The sequence below is a fragment of the Amycolatopsis sp. NPDC000009 genome (genome assembly GCF_055563465.1).
Map to the genome: position 1 here is coordinate 63,456 of NZ_JBVHDI010000028.1, position 17,824 is coordinate 81,279.

Sequence of the window (17,824 nt, forward strand, 5' to 3'; positions counted from 1 at the left end):
CGTGGCTACTATGCGCCCTATGACAGACGGTTTCGAAGAAGCGTGGTCGCTCGCCGAACCCGTCAAGGGCTGGATGACGCGGGAACAGGGCCTTGCCTTGTGGAACGCGGCGTGCCGGCTGGACAAGGGCGACCTCGTCGTCGAAATCGGCAGCCACCAGGGCCGTTCGACGATCGTGCTCGCCAGTGCGGCCCGCACGGTCGGCGCGCGGGTGGTCGCCGTCGACCCGTTCGTCGACGGCCGCCTGTTCGGCGGATCGCCGACACGCCAACGGTTCGAGGCGAACCTGCGGAAGGCGGGCGTCGAGGACGTCGTGGAGCTCGTGGCGGAGTACAGCACGAAGCTCCGCCCGAGCTGGGATCGTCCGATCCAGCTCCTCTACATCGACGGCAAACACGACTACTGGACCTACACCGACGACCTGCGCTGGTCGGCCGACCTGGTGGACGGCGGGGAAATCCTGGTCCACGACTGTTTTTCCTCGATCGGCGTCACCCTCGGCACGATCGCGAAAGTCCTCTTCGGACGGCGCTACACCTATCTCGACCGCGCGACGTCGCTGGCGCGGTTCCGGCTCTCTCCGCCGTCGTTCAAGGACAGACTGCGTGTGCTCGCCCAACTGCCGTGGTTCCTGCGCAACGTCGGGATCAAGATCCTGCTGCGGCTCCGGCTGGCACCCGTCGCGAGGGTCTTCGGCCACGACAGCCCGTACGACCCCTACTGAGTCAGCGGCTTGCCGACGTCGACCTTCGCGAGACAGACGGGAGCTCCCTTCGCGGACAGCTGAAAGCCGATCTTGTCGAAGAGTCCCTCGATCGGCAGGTACATCGTGTGCAGGCCGGGCTGGAACCACACGGGCACGCGTGCGCCGTCGCGGTCCACGAACCCTTCGCCGCCGTCCGCGGTGAAGTAGTCGATCCGCAGCAAGTAGCGGCCGAGAACGGGGGTGTCCAACGGAACGCGGACCAGCTGCTCGCCGACGGCGTACCCGCAGCCCGCCACCAGACCGGGCACGCCCCTGGAGACCGGCTCCACGCCGGTGATCGTCCGCGCGGTGCCCGAATCGTCCAAAAGGGACATCCGGCTCGCCGGCTGGTCGAACCGGAAGCCGGGGATCAGGCCCACCACCCTTGACGTGCTGGCGTTTTCGCCGAACCAGCCGTGCAGGACGTCGTTCGGCACCGCAGTGTCGAACAGCACGAGATCGGGATCCCGTTCGATCGACGCCCGCGCGTTGGCGAGGAACTCCCGGGAGTGGTCGAATCGCAGCCCGGGCGCCAGCCGGGAGAACCCCACGGCGGAACTCGCGAGCAGGGCAAGACACAAGGCCAAGGCGACCGGGCGTTTCGCCGTGGACGCCACGGTATCGGAAGGCCGGTCGAGCGGTTTGGGCTCGAGGAAGGCGAAAGCGAGACACAGCGCGACGACGAGCGCCAGATCCGCGACGTAGCGAGGATCGCTGCCCAATTCCGGGCCGACCTCCGTGAGCCGCGTCGACGCCGAAAGCCCGATGTCCGCCACGAACACCAGCCCCAGCAGCAGCCACGCCTTCCTGGCCCGGAGCCCGCCCACGCGGATTCCGAAGACCAGCACCGCGGCCGCCGCGAGCAGCAGCGGAATCCGCACCGCCACGGGTGAAGCGGCGAACGTCGCACCGGGACCCGGACCCGACCAAGGCCCGCCCACGAGTCCGGGGATCAAGGTGTCGCCGAGCATCCGGGCGGTCATGTCCGCGACCGTGCCGACGGTGACCGCGCCGCCGCCCTGGCCGACCTGACTCGTGGTCAGGACCAGGAAGACGACGGCGTAGCCCGCCAGGACGGCGGCCAGCACGCCCAGCAGCACGAGGTGGCGGCGCAAGGAAATCCCGAGCAGCACGGTGATCCCGGCGATCAGCACCGGGATGAACACGGCCTTTTCGTAGAAGGCCAGCCCGAACACGGTCCAGGCCACGGTGGCGATCGCCCAGCGCCCGCCTTCGGCGAGATACCGCACGTGCGCGTGGAGGGCGGCGGTGGCGGCCAGCAGCACGGGCGCGATCTGGATGGCGTACGCCCACCACAGCGTCGGGACGAGCAGCAAGGTCGACGTCGTGAACACCGTGAACGGGACGAGAATCCCCCACCGGCGCCCGAAACAGCGCACCAGCACCGCCCACAACAGCACGGAGGACGCCGCCTGCATCACCAGGACCGGCGCCATCAGCACGGCGAAGTTCAGCGGCGCCAACGCGGTCAGCACATCGGCGAGCAGGAATCCGCCCGGCGCGAGATGACCGTGGTAGTCCTGGAAGAGGTAGCCGAAGTCGAACGGTCCCGACTTCGCGGCGTGGTAGGTGATGACGAAATCGTCCTGTGCGAGGCTGCCACGCAGCGCGGCCCACGCGTGCAGGACGAACGGGAGCACGCCGGCGGCCAACGCGGTGAGCGTGACCGGCGAAGGTCTTTTCCCCCGGAGGAGCACGGATCGCCTCAATTCTTGCAGGTCGGCGGCTGGCACATGATCTTGCTCAGCGCCTGGTAGAAGACGTCCGAGATCTTCCTCGGATCGGGGGTGGTGAACGAATCCCCGCCGGTGGCGGTGGAAACCTGTCGTAGTTCGGACGCGTCGATATCCGGCCCGATGCCGATCCCGATGACGGGCAACGGTTTCCTCGGGTCCTGGAGTTTCCCCAGTTCCTCCAGCAATCGCGGCAGCCCGATCGTCTCGCCGTCCTCGTTGCGGCCGTCGGTGAGGACGACGACCAGGTTGATCCGGCCGGGTTTCCAGTTCTGCCTGGCGTTCTGGTACGCGGCGAGCATCGAATCGTAGAGCCCGGTCGCCCCGCCGGGTTTCGGCCGCACGGCTTGAAGCCGCTCGACGCCGCCCGACGACTTCTGCTCGGCGATCGTCTTCATCGGCAGCAGGACCCGATGGTCCTTGTCACCGTCCAATTTGGTCGAGAACAGCCACAATCCCAGCTCGGTGGAGGGTTTGAACAGTCCGAGGCCTTGCGTCGCGGCCTCCAGGGTGAGCTCCATCCGGCTCTTCCCCGCCCCCGGCACGGCGGCGGCCATCGAACCGGAAACGTCGAGCAGCACTTGGACCCGCGCGCTCAGGTTCGTCCCCGCCCAGGCCTGGAGCGCGGCATAGAGATCCGTCACCGGCGGAGGCCCCGGCGGCTGCGGCGCCGGGTCGGTCCGGCTGTCCTTCGCCCGCGGCAAGGCGAACTGACCGGTGGGCGACCGGAATCCCTCGTCGGCGAAGATGCTGCCGGCGAGCGGATCGAGCAACAGCCGCAGAAAACGTTCCGCCGCGGTCCTCGACGCTTCGGAGGCCTTGGGCAGCACGACATACGGATAGTCGAACCCCTGCACCGGGACGCCCGGGTAGGCCGCCACCAGGTTCCGCGCGAGTACCGCCTGTTCGGTCATCGGGGCCTGCCCCGACGCAGGGGTCAGCTTTCGCATGGCGGCGGTGAAGGCCGCGGCCGGATCGGGCTCCTTCTCGGTCAGCTTCCGCAGGGCGAGCAGGGTACCGACGCCGAGCGGATCACGCGCCGGATCCGGGATCCCGACCGGGGAACCATCGAGGATCTCCTGCCATGAGGGCGCTTTCCCCGGCCAGCCGAACCGCCGCGCCGTTTCGTCGGAAAGTCCCAGCACCACCGGGGAATTCGCCACCGACTGACCGGATTCCGGCAGGTTCCACGCGCCGGCGTCCCTCGCCTGCGACAACATCGTGCTCGACTCGGGAACCCAGACGTCGGGCCCGCCGGAGGCGGTGGTCCCGAGCAGATCGGCGACTGCGGCCGATTCCTTCGCGGTCACGTTGACGCTGAAGCATTCTTCCTGCGGCACGGTCTTCGCGAGCCGCGTGAGCACTGGTGCCACGTCGGGCGCCGCGGTGATCTCGACCGGCGTCAGGGCGTCACAACCGTTGCCCGCCAACCGGGCCCGCAGATAGTCCACGCCCCACCAGGCGCCGAGCGCGATCACCAGCAACAGGCTCAAGACGACGACGGGCGCGTTGAAACGCCCGCCACGCCTCGGGCCTACCTGCATGTGCATGCCTCCGAGGTGCGGGGTGAGGACCTGGGATGTTGCCCAATCCGCCCGCGAACGTCAACCCTCGGGTAACTTAGCGCCCTCCGCTGCGGCAAACGGCCTAACCGAACTCGTGACTCGCGTGATCAAACACGTAACTCGCGTGATCAGAGGCGTAACTCGTGAGTTACGGCTCCAATCACGCGAGTTACGGCTCTGATCACGCGAGTTCGGCCGAAAGGCTCAACCGAAATACCGTCCGGCACCGATGTGGGCACCGGCGTTCTGCCACCATCCGGCGTCGCCGGTCGAGTCGATCCCGTCCGCGATCACCGCCGCGCCCGCCATGGTCGCGGTGTCGATGAGGTTCCGCAGCGACCGTTCCGCCAGTGGTTCGGTCCGCCGCTCCGCCAGCCGGGGCGCGATCCGGACCGCCCGCACGGGCACGTCGACGAGACAGACGACATCGCCGGCCGCGCCGAAGTCCTGCAGTTCCGCGTCCACGCCGATCTCGGCGAGCAGATGCAGGTTGTCGACCGTCTCGCCGAGTTCGGCGAGCACGGCGCCGGCGGGGAAGCCCAGCCGCAGCCGCGACGGCCCGAGCCCGGTCGAGGTCAGGATCGTCCGCACCGACCCGACGAGATCGGGGTCCGCGGCCTGGTGCGGGGTCAGTCCCACGACCATCGGGAGCCGGTCGTCGGACTCCTCGCAGGCGGTGCGGATGAGCCATTCACCCAGCGGCACGACGAGACCGGTCTCGTCGGCGAAGCGGACGCAGGTGTCGTGACCGATCCGGCCGTGGCGCGGGTGGTTCCACGCGAGTCTCGCCTCGATACCCGCAGGCCTGCTGTCCGCAAGCCACGTCAACGGCCGGAAGCCGACCTCGAGCTGGCCCGTCTCCCAGGCACCCGCCATGGAGACGGCCAGGCCGAACTCGTGCCGTTCCCTCGTGTCGAGAACGGAGTCGGACAACGCCCACTGGCGGTAGCCGTTGGCCTGCGCCCGGCGCAGCGTCATACCCGAGACGCGCAGCAGTTCGTTCGGCGCGATGTCCCTCGGTGGCCGGTGCACGACCCCGATACAGGCCGAGACCGCCACCCCGCTGCCGCCTTCGAGGTAGACCGGTTCGGAGAGCTCCTGGTTGATCATGCCGATGACGGTGGCGACGTCCGGGCTGGCCGCGGTGTTCTGGATGAGGATGCCGAATTCGTCGCCACCGATCCTGGCGACGAGCGCGTCCTCGCCGCCGACGACGGCCCGCAGCTTCGCGGCGACGTTCTTCAGCAGGTCGTCGCTCTGTTTCTGGCCGAGCCCGCCCGCGATCAGGGAGAAACCGTCCAGGTCGAGGTGGTAGACGGTGACACCGAAGGACGGGTCGGCGTGCCGTAGCGCCCGTTCCAGGCGGGTGCCGAAGCACTGCCGGTTGGGCAGGCCGGTCAGCGGGTCGTGCAGAGCCTGACGGCTCAGCTGGCGTTGCAGCAACGAGACGTCCGTGTCGCCGGAGACCAGGGTGATCAACTGCTGGGCTTCGCCGGCCGGGTCCCGGATGACGGCGCCGGTGAATCCGGCCCACGTCGGTTCCTCGTCCTCGGACACCAGTCTTCGCGACAGCTCGAGCCGCTGGCTCTCGCCTTCGAGCAGCTTCCGGTAGCCCTCGCGCAGCCCGTCGGCGTCGTCCGGGTGCACGAGGTCGTAGAGGTTGAGCCCGGTCAGGTCCGCGACGGGCCGGTTCAGCATTTCGGCGAACGCGGGGTTCACCCGCTGGACGCGGCCATCGACCCTGGTGACGGCCACGCCGGTGGCCGAACCGGTGAAGAGCTGCTCGAAGCGTGCCTGGGTCAGCACCAGTTCACGCCGGGTCTCGCGTTCGAGCGTGACCACGGTGCGGCTCAGATCCTCTTGCTGCGTCTGGATGCTCTCGCGCAACGCCTCGCCGTAACCGGCCGCGAGCGCGCCGAGCACCTGCAACACCCGTTCGGGGAGAGACTTCACGCTCCGCAACTCCGGTTCGTGCAAGAGTCCCTTGCCGAGTACCTCCATCGTGCGGCGGAGGCTGTCCGGGCCGACGCATCTGAGCGCCACGAGCCGCGCGCCGGCTTCGGATGCCTGCGCGGGCTCGGCGTCTTCGCTCAGCACCGCCGCGAAGACCTCGTCCAGCAGAGCGGCGAAATGCTCTTCGATCTGCGCGTGGGTATACGGAAGATACGCCGTACCGGTGACCAGGTAGGCCCACTTGCGGGCCAGCGTGGCACGGCTCGGCGCGGTGTTCTTCCGCTTCGGGGATGCGGATGAGGAAGTTCTCTTCGGGGCGTCCGGCGATACGGGGAACTCATCGCCGTCCGGAAGTGGGGCAGTCACGTCCGCCGGTCCTGGGGTCGCTTTCGTATTCCGTGGTGGAGAAACATCTTCCACGATTCTCTAACCGTATTCACGGTTCACCGATCATCCAATCGGGTGGTCACCCTACGGTACTGCAACTCCCACCTTGTCCCTCAGCCAAACGCGGGTGGCGTCCCGGTAGTCACCCGCGTTGCGATGCAAGGCCAGCGAATGTCCGGCACCGGACAGAACATACGTGGAAAGCTGCGCCTCGGGCCCGTAGAACGGCGCTTCCGCCGGCCGCAGCGTCTCGGCGCTCGAACAGTCCCGAAGCGCGAAAAGGCCACAGAACAGGACGTCCTTCGATCCGACCACCTGGAGAACCGGGACCCGGATCGCTTTCGTCGCGGGCAGCACGATCCCGAACACGGCGACCGTTCCCATTCCCGGGACCGAAACCTGATCCTTGGTCGCCTCGTCGGCTTCGATGACCCGGGGGTCGGTATTTTCCGTCGCGTAGAACAGTCCGGCACGCGCTCCCGGTTTCGTCGTGAAATACAGCGGATCGCTGCCGAGCGAACCGAGCCTGCCGTCCGTGAACGCGGGTTGCAGGCCGAAAAGCACGCCGAGGGTCAAGGCGGGGACCGACGGCAGATGCGTCATTCCGGTCAGGATCACGCCGTCCACGTCCTGGTACGTCGAGGCCTCGGCCGCGACAATGCCCGAACCCACCGAATGCCCGACGATGACGACCTTCCCGAACGGCGTGCCACCGACCCGGCCGGCACGCAGATGGCCGATCACCTCGTGCATCGAGCGTGCCAGCACCGGCAGCAAGAGCGGAAGGCTGGGCGGTTTGCTGCTCCCGCCCGTGCCGAGCTGGTCCGCGGCGAAGGTCGCGTAACCGTGTTCGGCCATGTCCCGCTGGTACGAATAGCGATCCGGGTCGTAGGGCAGGTCCCAGTAGGCGCTGTTGTAGGTACCGCCGTGCACCAGCAGCTGCACCGCGTCGGGCGCCGGACCGGCGGGCAGGCAGAACCGGCCGTGGACCGTGGCGGGTTCGCCGAGCGGGCCCGTGACCGGCAGATCCAGATCGGAACAGCGGACGTCGACGGCTTCGGCCGGGGCCGCGACAAGGAAACCACCGAGGAGCACGCAGCAGGCGGCCACCGCCGTGGCCAGTTTGAGCGGCATTCTCACAGAACCCTCTCCGGAATCGGGACGCTCGGAAGGAGGATGAACCTTACACGCGGTGAACGAGCGTTCACCATCAGCCCGAGGTTCTCGGCCGCGCGATCATCGGCAACCGGTTCGGCTGCATCGTCGCCTTGATCTTGGGAAAGACCTTCACGCCCGGCACCGGTTCCAGCCGCCACCGGGCGCCGATCGTCGCCGCCACCAACGCGATCTCCGTGGGAGCGAACTGATGTCCGGGGCACAGCCGGGCCCCGGCACCGAAGGGGATGAACGCACCCTTCGGCAGCTCCGCGGCACGCTCGGGCACCCAGCGATCCGGATCGAAGCGGCCGGGATCGGGGAACCAGCGCGGATCGCGGTGCAGCGTGTGCTGGCTGACCGCGACCTCGGCCCCGGCGGGGATCCGCACGCCGCCGAGTTCGACGTCCTCCCGCGCCCGTCGCATCAGGATCACCGGCGGGGTGCGGCGGACGACCTCGTTGATGATCCGGTGCGTGTAGACCAGGCGCGGCAGGTGGTCGAACCGCGCGGGCCCGCCTGCCAGCACCTCGTCGACCTCGGCGTGGAAGCGGCGCTCGATCTCCGGCCGCGCCCCGATTTCGTGGAAGAACCACGCGAGCGCGACGGCCGTCGTCTCGGCGCCGGTGGTGAGGATCGTGATGACCTCGTCCGCCACCTGGCGGTCGGTCATCTTCTCGCCGGTCTCGTCGTCTTCGGCCAGCAGCAACATCGACAGCAGATCGCCCTGATCGCCGCCCTTCTCGCGTGCCCGGACGACGGAGTCGCCGACGACCCGCCGCAGCCGCGCGGCCGCCGCGTCGAACTCGCGGTTGGCCGGGATCGGCAGGCGTTCCACGAACTTCGGCGAGAACGCCTTGACCATGACGTACTTCAGCATGATCGGGATCGATCGCTGGATCTCGGTGAGCGCGTCGTCGCCGAGTTCGGTGGAGAACAGCGTGCGCCCGGAGACGGTCAGCGCGAGATCCTGCATGCACCGGTCGAATTCGACCACCTCGCCCGGTTTCCACGCGTCCGCAAGCTCTACAGCGGCCTTCGTCATCGTCGTCTCGGCGTAGAGCTCGAGACGGCTTCGCTGGAAGGCGGGCAGCATCATCCGTCGTTGCCGCTGGTTGAAGGCGCCGTTGGAGGTCGCGAGCCCGTCGCCGAACAACGGCCGCATCTTGTCGAACACGATGCCTTTGTCGAACTTCGCCGCGTCGACGGCGAGCAGGCGCCAGGCCAGTTCCGGTGTGGTGACCAGATAGACCGGCATCGGGCCGAAGTCGAGCCGCACGACGTCACCGTGCGATCGCAGCGAGGACAACAGTTCCACCGGATCACGCAGCATCGGCACGGTATGCCCCAGCACCGGCCAGCGGCCTGGTGCGACGGCGACGTCCGGAGGTGGTGCCATCGTGCTCGTCTCCCGGTGCCTGGGCGCTGAACCCGGCCACTTTAGGGCCGCGGGACCGCGGACGGGGTTCCACCGCCGGACATCCACACGATCGGACGATGGCGGCCCGCTCCCGTGAGCCCGCTAGACTCCTGTGCCCCAACGGATCCCAACCCGAACGGCGGCGACGACGGTGACTTCGAACCCGAGCTGGGTACCCCCCGAGGTCGACACGACCGTGCCGAATCCCGCCCGGGTCTACGACTACTGGCTCAACGGCGACCACAACTTCCAGGCCGACCGGGTCCTCGGCGACCAGATCCTGAAGATCATGCCGGGCATCCGGGACGCCGCCCGGCTCAACCGCGCGTTCCTCCGGCGCGCCGCGCTGCACATGGTGGACGCGGGCATACGGCAGTTCCTCGACATCGGCTCCGGTATCCCGACCGTCGGCAACCTCCACGAGATCGTCCAGCGGATCGACCCGTCCTGCCGGGTGGTCTACGTCGACCGCGAGTCCGTCGCCGTCGCCCACGCCAAACTGCTGCTGCGCGGCAACGACCGGTGCGCGGCGATCCAGGCCGACCTCCGCGACGTCAACGACATCCTCGACGCGCCAGAAACGAGGGAACTGCTGGACCTCGACCAGCCGGTCGGCCTGTTCATGTTGCTACTGCTGCATTTCGTGCCGGACTCGTGGGATCCCCACGCGATACTGGCCCGCTACCGGGAGCGGGTCGCGCCCGGGAGTTTCCTCGCCCTTTCGCACGTCGCCGCCGACGCGAACTCGAGTGGCCTCGACGAGGCCATCGAGGCGTACAAGAGCACCCAGAACGACCCCATCCCCCGCACCCACGACGAGGTGCTTTCGTTCTTCGCCGGATTCGACGTCATCGAACCCGGCGTCGTCGGCTGCGCGATGTGGAACCCCCAGGGCGCCGGCGACATGTCCGAGGACCCGGAGATCAACGCGTTGCCGTACGCCGGGGTGGGCCGGAAACCTTGAGGCACCCTCGTGAGTGGTAAGGACGGTTAGAACCGTCCTTACCACTCACGACCCCCCTCAGGGCAGCACGTCGGTCACGGTGTCCTTGATGACCTGCCACTTACCGTGCTCGCGTACCAGCGTCAGGCTGATCGTGTAGTGCCTGTTGATGTTCTGCGACGGCACTTTGTAGTAAGCGTCGAGGATCGCGAAGCCCATCTTGCAGTCCTCGACGACGGTGTGGGTCACCGTCCACGGCATGCTGTACTCGTACGGGACCTTGAACTGCTCGTTGACCACCGGGTCGACGTTGGCGTCGTAGCCGATGAACAGTTGACCCCGGCGCCCGACGGTCACCATGTTCTGGTGGATGATCGCCCGGTAACGAGCCTCGTCGCGTTTGTTGAAGCTGTCCATGTCCTCCCAGACCGCACGGTCGAACGCGCGCTGGCAGGCCTGCCGCTCCGTCTCCGCCCGCTGGTCACTGGCCGCCGCCGCGGCGGGCACGGCGACTCCCGCCGCCGCCACGACCACCCCGGCCAACGCCGCGTAATACCGCTTGCGCATGGGATTCTCCTCATCACGTCCCGTATTCCGTCCTCAGCAGGTTCGCCGGACGGCGCATCACAGCTGCATCACTTCCGCACCGGCGCCCGCGTGCGGACGGTTAACCTCGCGGGAGGGGGTGCGATGGAGTTTCGGATTCTGGGTCCGGTGCAGTGCCGCAGCGGCGCGCGGGCGCTGAAACTGGCGGGCTCACGGCAGGAGCGGATCCTGGCCGCGCTCCTGCTCGGCGCCGATCGCGTCGTCTCGGTCTCACGGCTGGTGGACGTCGTCTGGGACGAGGACCCGCCTGCCACCGCCGTCCGGCAGATCCGCAATCTCACCACCGCGCTGAAACGCGCACTCGTCGCCGAGGGTGCCGCCGATGACGTCCTGACCGCCGAGGGGCCGGGCTTCGTCCTGCACCCGCGAGCCTTCGATCTGCGCTCGTTCGAGGAGCACGTCTCGCGCGGCGAGTTCCGTGAAGCGCTCGGATGCTGGCGTGGACCGGCTCTGTCCGGTGTGGACAGTATGGCGCTGCGCGGCGAGGCCGAAGAGCTCGACGAGCGTCGTCTGTCCGTTGTGGAGCGTTGCCTCGACGAGGAGATCTCCGCCGGGGAGGACACCGTCGCGGAACTGACGGCGCTGGTCGCCGAACACCCGCTCCGCGAGCCGTTCGCCGGACTGCTCATGCGCGCGCTGCATCAGCAAGGAAGGCAGGCCGACGCGCTCAATGTCTACCGGCAGGCGCGGACGCGGCTGGTGGAGGAACTCGGGATCGAACCCGGGCCGAAGCTCCGCGAACTCTACGAACGGATCCTCCGCGACGAGCCGGAATACGGCAAGACGCGCTGCTTCCTCCCTTACGACGTCCCGGATTTCACCGGCAGGGAGGCCGAGATCGGCCGTCTGCTCGACGCCCTCCGCCTCGGCCGCCCGGTGGCCGTCGACGGGATGGCCGGCGTCGGCAAGACCGCGCTCGCCGTCCATGTCGCGCACCGGCTCGCCGCCGACTTCCCCGACGGGCAGCTGTTCGTGGATCTGCACGGACATTCCCCCGCGCGAGAACCACTCTCGCCCGAGGCCGCGCTCGAAGCGCTGCTCGGCCAGCTGGACGTTCCGGCGAGCAGACTCCCCGGAGGCGTGGACCGCCGGGCCGAGCTCTGGCGCGCCAGAACGGCGGGCCGGTCATTGCTCGTGGTGCTCGACAACGCCGCGAGTGCCGAACAGCTGAGGCCGTTGTTGCCGGGTTCCGCCACGGTCGCGCTCGTGGTCACCGGAAGGCGCCGCCTCTCCGCCGTGGACGGTGCCGCGTCGATCAGTCTCGAAGTCCTGCCCGACGAACAGGCGGGCGCCCTGTTCGCGACCGCGTCCGGACGCCCCGATTCGGGTGTGGCCGCGTTGTGCGGAAACCTGCCGCTGGCGATCCGGATCGCCGCGGCACGGCTCCAGAATCGTCCACAGTGGACCGTGGAGACCCTGGCCGAGCGACTGGGCTCCGAACACGACAGGCTGGCCGAACTGAAGGTCGCCGGACGCGACGTGGCCGCGGCGTTCGCACTGTCCTATCGGGAGCTCGATGCCGCGCAGCAGCGTATGTTCCGTTTGCTGGGGCGGAATCCCGGCACCGACATCGGGGTACCCGCGGCGGCCGCGCTCGCGGGCACCGGCGAACCCGAGGCCGAACGGCTGCTGGAGGACCTGCTCGACGCGCATCTGCTCAGGCAGCCCGCGCTGGGCCGCTACGCGTTCCACGACCTGATCGCCGAGCACGCCCGCAGCGTCGCGCGCGACGAGGAATCGGGCCCGGCGATGACCAGGCTGCTCGATCACTACCGCGACGGTGGCGGCCCCGGCTGGTACCGCGGGGAACGAGCGAACCTGGTCGCGGTGACGCGCCACGCGCTCGACGCCGGTCTCGACGAGTACGCCTGGCGGATCGCCGGGGACACCACGGAACACCTCCGGGAGAACGGGTATCTCGACGAGTTGCTCGCCGTGGCGCGGACCGGGATCGCCGCCGCCCGCCGAATCGGGGATCCGCACGCGATCCAGCTGAGCCTGGCGAACCTCACCCTGGCGTGCTGGGAGAACGGGCGGCTCACCGAGGGGATGGACTGCGCCATGGAGCGGCTCGACGTCGTCCGGAGATCCGGCGATCGTGCGGCCGAAGCGCTCGCGCTGTCCCGGGCGGGTGCCCTGCACAGCATGCTCGGCCACTACGCCGAAGCGATCCGGTTCTATCGGGACGGCCTGGCCGTCTCGGACGGCGGCACCGACGCCGCCGCGACGCTGTGGACCAACCTCAGCAACACGCAGGAGGTCCTCGGCGACCTGGACGACGCGCTCGAGTCGGCCCGGCGGTCGGTGGCGCTGCGCGAAGACGACCGCGGCACGATCCTGAGTTCAGCCCAGCTCGGTCTCGTCCTCGCCCGGCTCGGCCACTTCGACGAAGCTTTCGAGACCATCCAGCGTTCGATCGCCACCTCGCGGGATCTCGGCTACCTGTTCGGCGAGGCGTGGAGCCGGATCGACCTCGCCGAGGCGCTGCTGCTCGCCCGCCGGCCGGGCGACGCGCGCGACCAGGCCGAACGCGCGTGCGCGATCCTCACCAGGCTCAACCATCCGCTGTTGCTGGCCATGGCGGCGAACAGCCTGGGCACCGCCTTCCTCGCCCTCGGCGAGACGGCGGCGGGCCTCGGCCGGCACCGGCTCGCGCTGGAAACGGCGAGGCGGATCGGCTACCGGCTGCAGGAGGCCCGGGCGCTGGCCGGGTTGGGACAGACCCGCGCCGCGCGAGACCACTACGCGGCGATGGGCCTGTCCCCCGAGCCACTGAAGGTCGTCACCTGAGGAATCCGGTGAGCAGGTCGCGCAAGGTGTCCGGCTGGTGGAGAACGCCGTGGTCCTGCCCCTCGACGGTGGCGTAGCGGGCGCCGGGGACCGTGTCGGCGACCGCGCGGGTGCCCGCCCGCATCCAGGCGTCGCTCTCGCCGCCGTCGATGACGAGCGTGGGGACCTGGATCTTGGCCAGCCTGTCCGCGGGCAGCACGTTGCCGGGGCCGCAGAGCGCGAGGTCGTAGGGCAGTGTGTGGGCGAGTCCGGTGAACCACGCCCAGATCGCGTCGTCCCGCATGCCCTTCACGACCTCCGCCGGGGTGCCTGTTCCCTCGACCAGGAAGAGCTCGGCCGCGCCGTCGCGGTCGCCGTCGGCGATCAGGGCCCGGACGCGATCGAAGAGATCGGCGGCGGGCCGTGTACGGCTGTCGTCGACGACATACGGCGGCTCGTACACGGCGAGGCTGGTCATGGCGACGCCTCTGGCCGCGGCCTCCAGCCCCAGCACGGCACCCGACGAATGCCCGAACACCGCCGCCGAACCGCCCACGTGCTCGATCAGCGCGGCGAGATCCTCGACCTCGCGCTCCACCGAATAGACCGCGCCAGCGCCGCTGCCGCCCCGTCCGCGCCGGTCGTAGGCGATCGCGGTGTAGTGCGGCGCCAGCGTCGCGGCCAGACCGGCGACGGTCGTCCGGTCGTTGAACGCGCCGCCGACCAGGATCACCGGCGTGCCCTGCCCGGTGCGATCGAACGCGATCGGAGTGCCGTCGGCCGAGGTCACGGTCTCGAACGAGGTGGTCATCAGGTCCTCCAAGGGGTCTTTCGCACTTTAGCTTCGTCCCTGGGTCGGAGCCGACGACCACCGCTCGACATCACTTCACGAGATTTCCGAAGAATTCCCGGAGTTCGGCCACCACGTCGTCCGGGACGGCCATCGCGACCATATGGCTGGGGCTTTCGTGATCAGCCCAGCGCACGATGTCGTTCTTGCGGGTGGCGATCGTGCGCAGCGCGGACGGCCCGCCGTGGGAGACACCGGTCGGCACCACGGTCTGGTCGATCGGCATCGCGGCGGCGCCCTCGTAGTACGGCCACAGCGAGGTGCCGCCGGTGCCGGTCAGCCAGTACAACGTCGCGTTGGTGAGCAGCAGGTCGCGGTCGATCGGCTCGGCGGGCTCCGTGCCTTCGGGCCAGCCGTCGAACTCCTTGAACCGTTCGACCAGGTAGGCCAGCTGCGCGACAGGCGAATCGAGGAAGCCGAAACTGAGCGTCTGCGGCCGTTTCGTCAGGTACGGCGCGTATTCGCTGCCGCCCGCGAAGCGTTCCCACAGCCCCGCGAGATCAGCCTGATCCCGCTCGGTGAGCCCCTCGAACTCGGCCGGATCGCCGGTCGGCACGCCGAGCCCGGACGTGATGTGCGAGCCGATGACGTGCTCGGGCGCGTGCACCGCGAGACAGGGTGTCACCAGCGCTCCGGCGTCGTTCCCGTGCGCGCCATAGCGTTCGTAACCGAGACGGCTCATCAGTTCCGCCCAGGTCCGCGCCACCCGCGCGATGTCCCACGGGCGCTGGTCGGCCGGCTCCGGGAACGGCGAGAAGCCGAAACCCGGCAGCGACGGCGCGACGACGTGGAAGGCCCGCGACGGGTCGAGACCGTGGGCCCGCGGATCGGTGAGCGGTCCCAGGACATTCAGGAACTCGGCGATCGAATTCGGCCAGCTGTGCGTCATGATCAGCGGGATCGCGTCCGGTTCCGGCGACCGGACGTGGAGGAAATGGATCCGCTGCCCGTCGATATCGGTGGTGAACTGCGGAAACTCGTTGAGCCGCTTCTCGTACGCGCGCCAGTCGTAGCCGTCTCGCCAGTATTCGGCCAGCTCCTTGAGGTACGCGACGGGAACGCCCCTGCTCCACTCGGCACCGGGCAGCGCCGACGGCCAGCGGGTGCGGGCCAGCCGGCCGGTCAGATCGTCCAGATCGGACTGCGGGATGTCGATACGGAACTGCTCGATGTCGGTCATGAGGCGACCGTAGGGGACATTCAGGTCACTTCTTGACCTAAATGGCCCCCGCAGTTAGTCGACTAAACGCGGACGACCTGCGTGGCGCCGAAGGTGTCCTTGACCGGCACCTCGACTGTCTTGCGCCGTACGGTCACGCGCAGGACTTCCTGGCGCTGCGTCGGGTCCGAAACGGCCAGCCGCCAGCCGTCGCGGGTCCGGCCGAACGCCACCGACGCCGGACCGGAGACCGACACCTCGTCGACGGAGCCGGCGGCGAAGAAGTTCGCCAGCAGCGTCGCGTCCCAGAGCCGGACGGCCTGCACGGTCGCGGTGTTGGACCGTACGCGCCACGACCAGGCCGAAGCGATCGTCTCCAGCACCGACGCGGCGGGAAGGACGGCGTACGCGTAGCTCGCGTTCGAGGGCTTGGCCCCGTGTTCGATGACCAGCTTCTGATAGCGCCGGGTGTAGGGCACGGTCGTGCCCTTGGTGTTGGCGCCCTTGTCGATGTCGCGCCAGGTCCCCGTCCGGTCCTCGCGCAGCGCGGTGACCTCGGCGTCGTCGAGCAGGACGTAGCCGCCGACCTTCTCCAGGTGCAGCCATCGCTTGCGCCGCAAGGACTCCGAGCCGCCGACGAGATGACCGTCGGCCAGCAGGACACCGGAGCCGTTCTCACCGAGATTGCGGTTCTCGATCGTGGTGCGGATCCGCTCGCCGGAGGTGTCGGTGATCCCGGCGCCGAGGCACAGCACGCCCGACGGCGTGAAGAACCACGACTTCTTGGCGGTCAGTGTGCCGTCCTGCGAAACGAAGTCCAGGGCCTGCGCGCCGTGCCGCGCGTCCCAGCGGACACCCCCGCAGTGATCCTTGCTCGTCAGCGGCACCGACTCCAGTTTCGGGGTCGGACCGGTCTTGGTGGTCGTGCCGGGCAGCAGCAGCGGGTCCACCGTCGGCCAATAGGCGTCGGTGAAGTGCCCCTTCGCCTTGGGCAGGAAGAGATACAGCGAACCGTCGCCGACATACCAGCCGTGCAGGTTCATCGAGTTGATCGACTCGTACCGCGAGATCCGGGTCGAGGCGACGCCGAGCGAGGCCGACCAGCCTTCGGTGATGTGCACCATCCGGTCCTGCTGGCCGAACACGCGATGCGTCGCGACCGTCCGCGCCGGCCGGATCCCGGTCGCCAGCAGCTCCTGCGCGAACTCGATACCGGGGATGCCGACGAGGTCCGGCCCGGGTGCGAACCGTTCGGGATCGGGGATCTCCAGGTACGGCGCGAACGTGTCTTCGGTGATCCACTTCGCGGCAAGACCGCCGAGCTCGTCCTTGCGCTTCCCGCTCGCGGACCGCGCCAGCAGGACCACGGCGCCGGTGAGCTGGTGTCCGATGTCGTGCGCGGATTCCCCTTGCCTCGAAAGGAACCTGCCGCGGACGGACTCCATCAGCGCGCCCGCGTGGACGAACGGCGCGAACGTGTCGGCGACCAGCGCGTACGCGGCGTCGCGCACGTCGGCGGGCAGTGCGAACTCCGTGCCCTGGGTGACGTGGATGGCGGACGCGACGGCGGTGAGCAGGATGATCCCGTAATGCCCGGGATACGGCACCGAATCGTGCTGCAGGAAGGAACCGTCGGTGTGGAAACCGTCGCCCGCCGCCCGGTGGAGCTTGGCGATGACGCTCGCCGCTCCCCCGCCTTCGACGTCGGTGAACGCCCCGACACCGCGGTGGATCCGTTCGCCGTCACCCAGCATCGCGCCGGAGACGATCGAGATCATCGACTTGTCCGCGCGGTTGGCGCCGGTCTCGACGACGCCGGGGTTGTTGGTGCGGCGGTTCGGGTCGCCCGAGAATTTCAGCACCGGCTTGAGGTACTTGCCGAGCTCGTCCTGGGTGAGCTCGCCGGCGACCGTCGACAGGATGTGCAGCAGGTAGAGCGGGATACCGATCTCGTAGGTGTACCAGTTGCCGATCTCGGCGGTCTTCTCGCTGTACTGATCGCTGGTGTACAGCAGTTCCAGCGCGCCCTTGATCCGGGCGAGGACGGCGGGATCGCCCGCGAGCGTGCCGCCGGGGGTGCCCCAGTTGACGGCGATCGCGCGGAGCCGCGCGTACATCGACGTCGTGAACTCGCTGCCGGGGCCGAGCGGGAGATCCTTCCACAGTGGACCTTCGCCGACCGTCATGCTGTCGTGGTACGCCTTCGCGACCCTGTCGAGATTCGCCAGCGCGGCCGTGCGCTCCGCCGACGGCCGGTCGATACCGGTTTGCAGCTCGCGATAGCCGCTCACGATGGACGACGAGCCCAGAGCCGCCGGCTGCGCCGAAGAAGGGCTCGCCAGGGCGGATGTGAGCGCCACCGAAGCGGCCGCTGCCGCGCCTCCCCGCAAAGCCGTTCTCCTGTCGAAGTAACCGAATCCGGGCATGACAGTGCCTCCCAAAGGGGTCGAGACGGGATCAAGGGCGGCGGCGGGTGCTGGGGCCTCGTGAGTGGTAAGGACGGTTCTAACCGTCCTTA

At 68.9% G+C, this 17,824-nt stretch carries 12 protein-coding genes; 3 read left to right on the forward strand and 9 right to left on the reverse strand.

The features are described from left to right. Window positions 1-19: 19 nt before the first annotated feature. Window positions 20-724, forward strand: a complete 705-nt coding sequence (locus ACZ3HL_RS41090) for a class I SAM-dependent methyltransferase (protein ID WP_465537167.1) — start codon at window positions 20-22, stop codon at window positions 722-724. On the opposite strand, the gene ACZ3HL_RS41095 is transcribed toward ACZ3HL_RS41090, so the two are convergent. The 5 genes from ACZ3HL_RS41095 to ACZ3HL_RS41115 all read right to left on the reverse strand — a co-directional run bounded on the left by ACZ3HL_RS41095 (window position 718) and on the right by ACZ3HL_RS41115 (window position 8,958). After that, window positions 718-2,463, reverse strand: coding sequence for a hypothetical protein (locus ACZ3HL_RS41095; RefSeq protein WP_465537168.1), 1,746 nt, complete (start codon window positions 2,461-2,463; stop codon window positions 718-720). The genes ACZ3HL_RS41090 and ACZ3HL_RS41095 overlap by 7 nt on opposite strands. A gap of 8 nt (window positions 2,464-2,471) precedes the next feature. After that, a complete protein-coding gene (locus tag ACZ3HL_RS41100; protein ID WP_465537170.1) occupies window positions 2,472-4,049 on the reverse strand; it encodes a substrate-binding and VWA domain-containing protein in 1,578 nt (525 codons plus the stop codon). A 219-nt stretch (window positions 4,050-4,268) separates the two neighbouring features. Then, entirely contained in the window at window positions 4,269-6,383 is a 2,115-nt protein-coding gene (locus ACZ3HL_RS41105; protein ID WP_465537172.1) for an EAL domain-containing protein, read from the reverse strand. 105 nt (window positions 6,384-6,488) lie between these two features. Next, window positions 6,489-7,538: an alpha/beta hydrolase gene (locus ACZ3HL_RS41110; protein WP_465421158.1), complete on the reverse strand. Its 1,050-nt coding sequence runs from the start codon at window positions 7,536-7,538 to the stop codon at window positions 6,489-6,491. Between the two features lie 76 nt (window positions 7,539-7,614). Continuing rightward, window positions 7,615-8,958: a cytochrome P450 gene (locus ACZ3HL_RS41115; RefSeq protein WP_465537173.1), complete on the reverse strand. Its 1,344-nt coding sequence runs from the start codon at window positions 8,956-8,958 to the stop codon at window positions 7,615-7,617. Between the two features lie 172 nt (window positions 8,959-9,130). Between ACZ3HL_RS41115 and ACZ3HL_RS41120 the strand changes: the two genes are divergently transcribed. Beyond that, complete coding sequence (locus ACZ3HL_RS41120) at window positions 9,131-9,943, forward strand: SAM-dependent methyltransferase (RefSeq protein WP_465537175.1); 813 nt, start codon at window positions 9,131-9,133, stop codon at window positions 9,941-9,943. A gap of 57 nt (window positions 9,944-10,000) precedes the next feature. Here the strand turns inward: ACZ3HL_RS41120 and ACZ3HL_RS41125 are convergent, their stop codons facing one another. After that, the gene (locus ACZ3HL_RS41125; protein WP_465537177.1) at window positions 10,001-10,489 is read right to left on the reverse strand and encodes a hypothetical protein; all 489 of its coding nucleotides are present in this window, start codon (window positions 10,487-10,489) and stop codon (window positions 10,001-10,003) included. Window positions 10,490-10,612: 123 nt separating this feature from the next. Between ACZ3HL_RS41125 and ACZ3HL_RS41130 the strand changes: the two genes are divergently transcribed. Next, entirely contained in the window at window positions 10,613-13,318 is a 2,706-nt protein-coding gene (locus ACZ3HL_RS41130; protein ID WP_465537178.1) for an AfsR/SARP family transcriptional regulator, read from the forward strand. Here ACZ3HL_RS41130 and ACZ3HL_RS41135 read toward each other — a convergent pair. The 3 genes from ACZ3HL_RS41135 to ACZ3HL_RS41145 form a co-directional block, all read right to left on the reverse strand. After that, window positions 13,311-14,108, reverse strand: a complete 798-nt coding sequence (locus ACZ3HL_RS41135) for an alpha/beta fold hydrolase (RefSeq protein WP_465537180.1) — start codon at window positions 14,106-14,108, stop codon at window positions 13,311-13,313. The two genes, ACZ3HL_RS41130 and ACZ3HL_RS41135, sit on opposite strands and share 8 nt — an antisense overlap. Window positions 14,109-14,178: 70 nt before the next feature. Continuing rightward, window positions 14,179-15,327 (reverse strand): epoxide hydrolase family protein, encoded by a 1,149-nt coding sequence (locus ACZ3HL_RS41140; RefSeq protein ID WP_465537182.1) that lies wholly within the window; start codon window positions 15,325-15,327, stop codon window positions 14,179-14,181. Window positions 15,328-15,389: 62 nt separating this feature from the next. Beyond that, window positions 15,390-17,732 carry a polysaccharide lyase family 8 super-sandwich domain-containing protein gene (locus ACZ3HL_RS41145; RefSeq protein WP_465537184.1) on the reverse strand — a complete coding sequence of 781 codons (2,343 nt, stop codon included), beginning with the start codon at window positions 17,730-17,732 and terminating at the stop codon, window positions 15,390-15,392. Window positions 17,733-17,824 lie beyond the last annotated feature (92 nt).

Coding starts and splice junctions, on each gene's coding strand:
- ACZ3HL_RS41090 (WP_465537167.1), top strand. CDS start 20: ATGACAGACGGTTTCGAAGAAGCGTGGTCGCTCGCCGAACCCGTCAAG.
- ACZ3HL_RS41100 (WP_465537170.1), bottom strand. CDS start 4,049: ATGCACATGCAGGTAGGCCCGAGGCGTGGCGGGCGTTTCAACGCGCCC.
- ACZ3HL_RS41110 (WP_465421158.1), bottom strand. CDS start 7,538: ATGCCGCTCAAACTGGCCACGGCGGTGGCCGCCTGCTGCGTGCTCCTC.
- ACZ3HL_RS41115 (WP_465537173.1), bottom strand. CDS start 8,958: ATGGCACCACCTCCGGACGTCGCCGTCGCACCAGGCCGCTGGCCGGTG.
- ACZ3HL_RS41125 (WP_465537177.1), bottom strand. CDS start 10,489: ATGCGCAAGCGGTATTACGCGGCGTTGGCCGGGGTGGTCGTGGCGGCG.
- ACZ3HL_RS41130 (WP_465537178.1), top strand. CDS start 10,613: ATGGAGTTTCGGATTCTGGGTCCGGTGCAGTGCCGCAGCGGCGCGCGG.
- ACZ3HL_RS41135 (WP_465537180.1), bottom strand. CDS start 14,108: ATGACCACCTCGTTCGAGACCGTGACCTCGGCCGACGGCACTCCGATC.
- ACZ3HL_RS41140 (WP_465537182.1), bottom strand. CDS start 15,327: ATGACCGACATCGAGCAGTTCCGTATCGACATCCCGCAGTCCGATCTG.
- ACZ3HL_RS41145 (WP_465537184.1), bottom strand. CDS start 17,732: ATGCCCGGATTCGGTTACTTCGACAGGAGAACGGCTTTGCGGGGAGGC.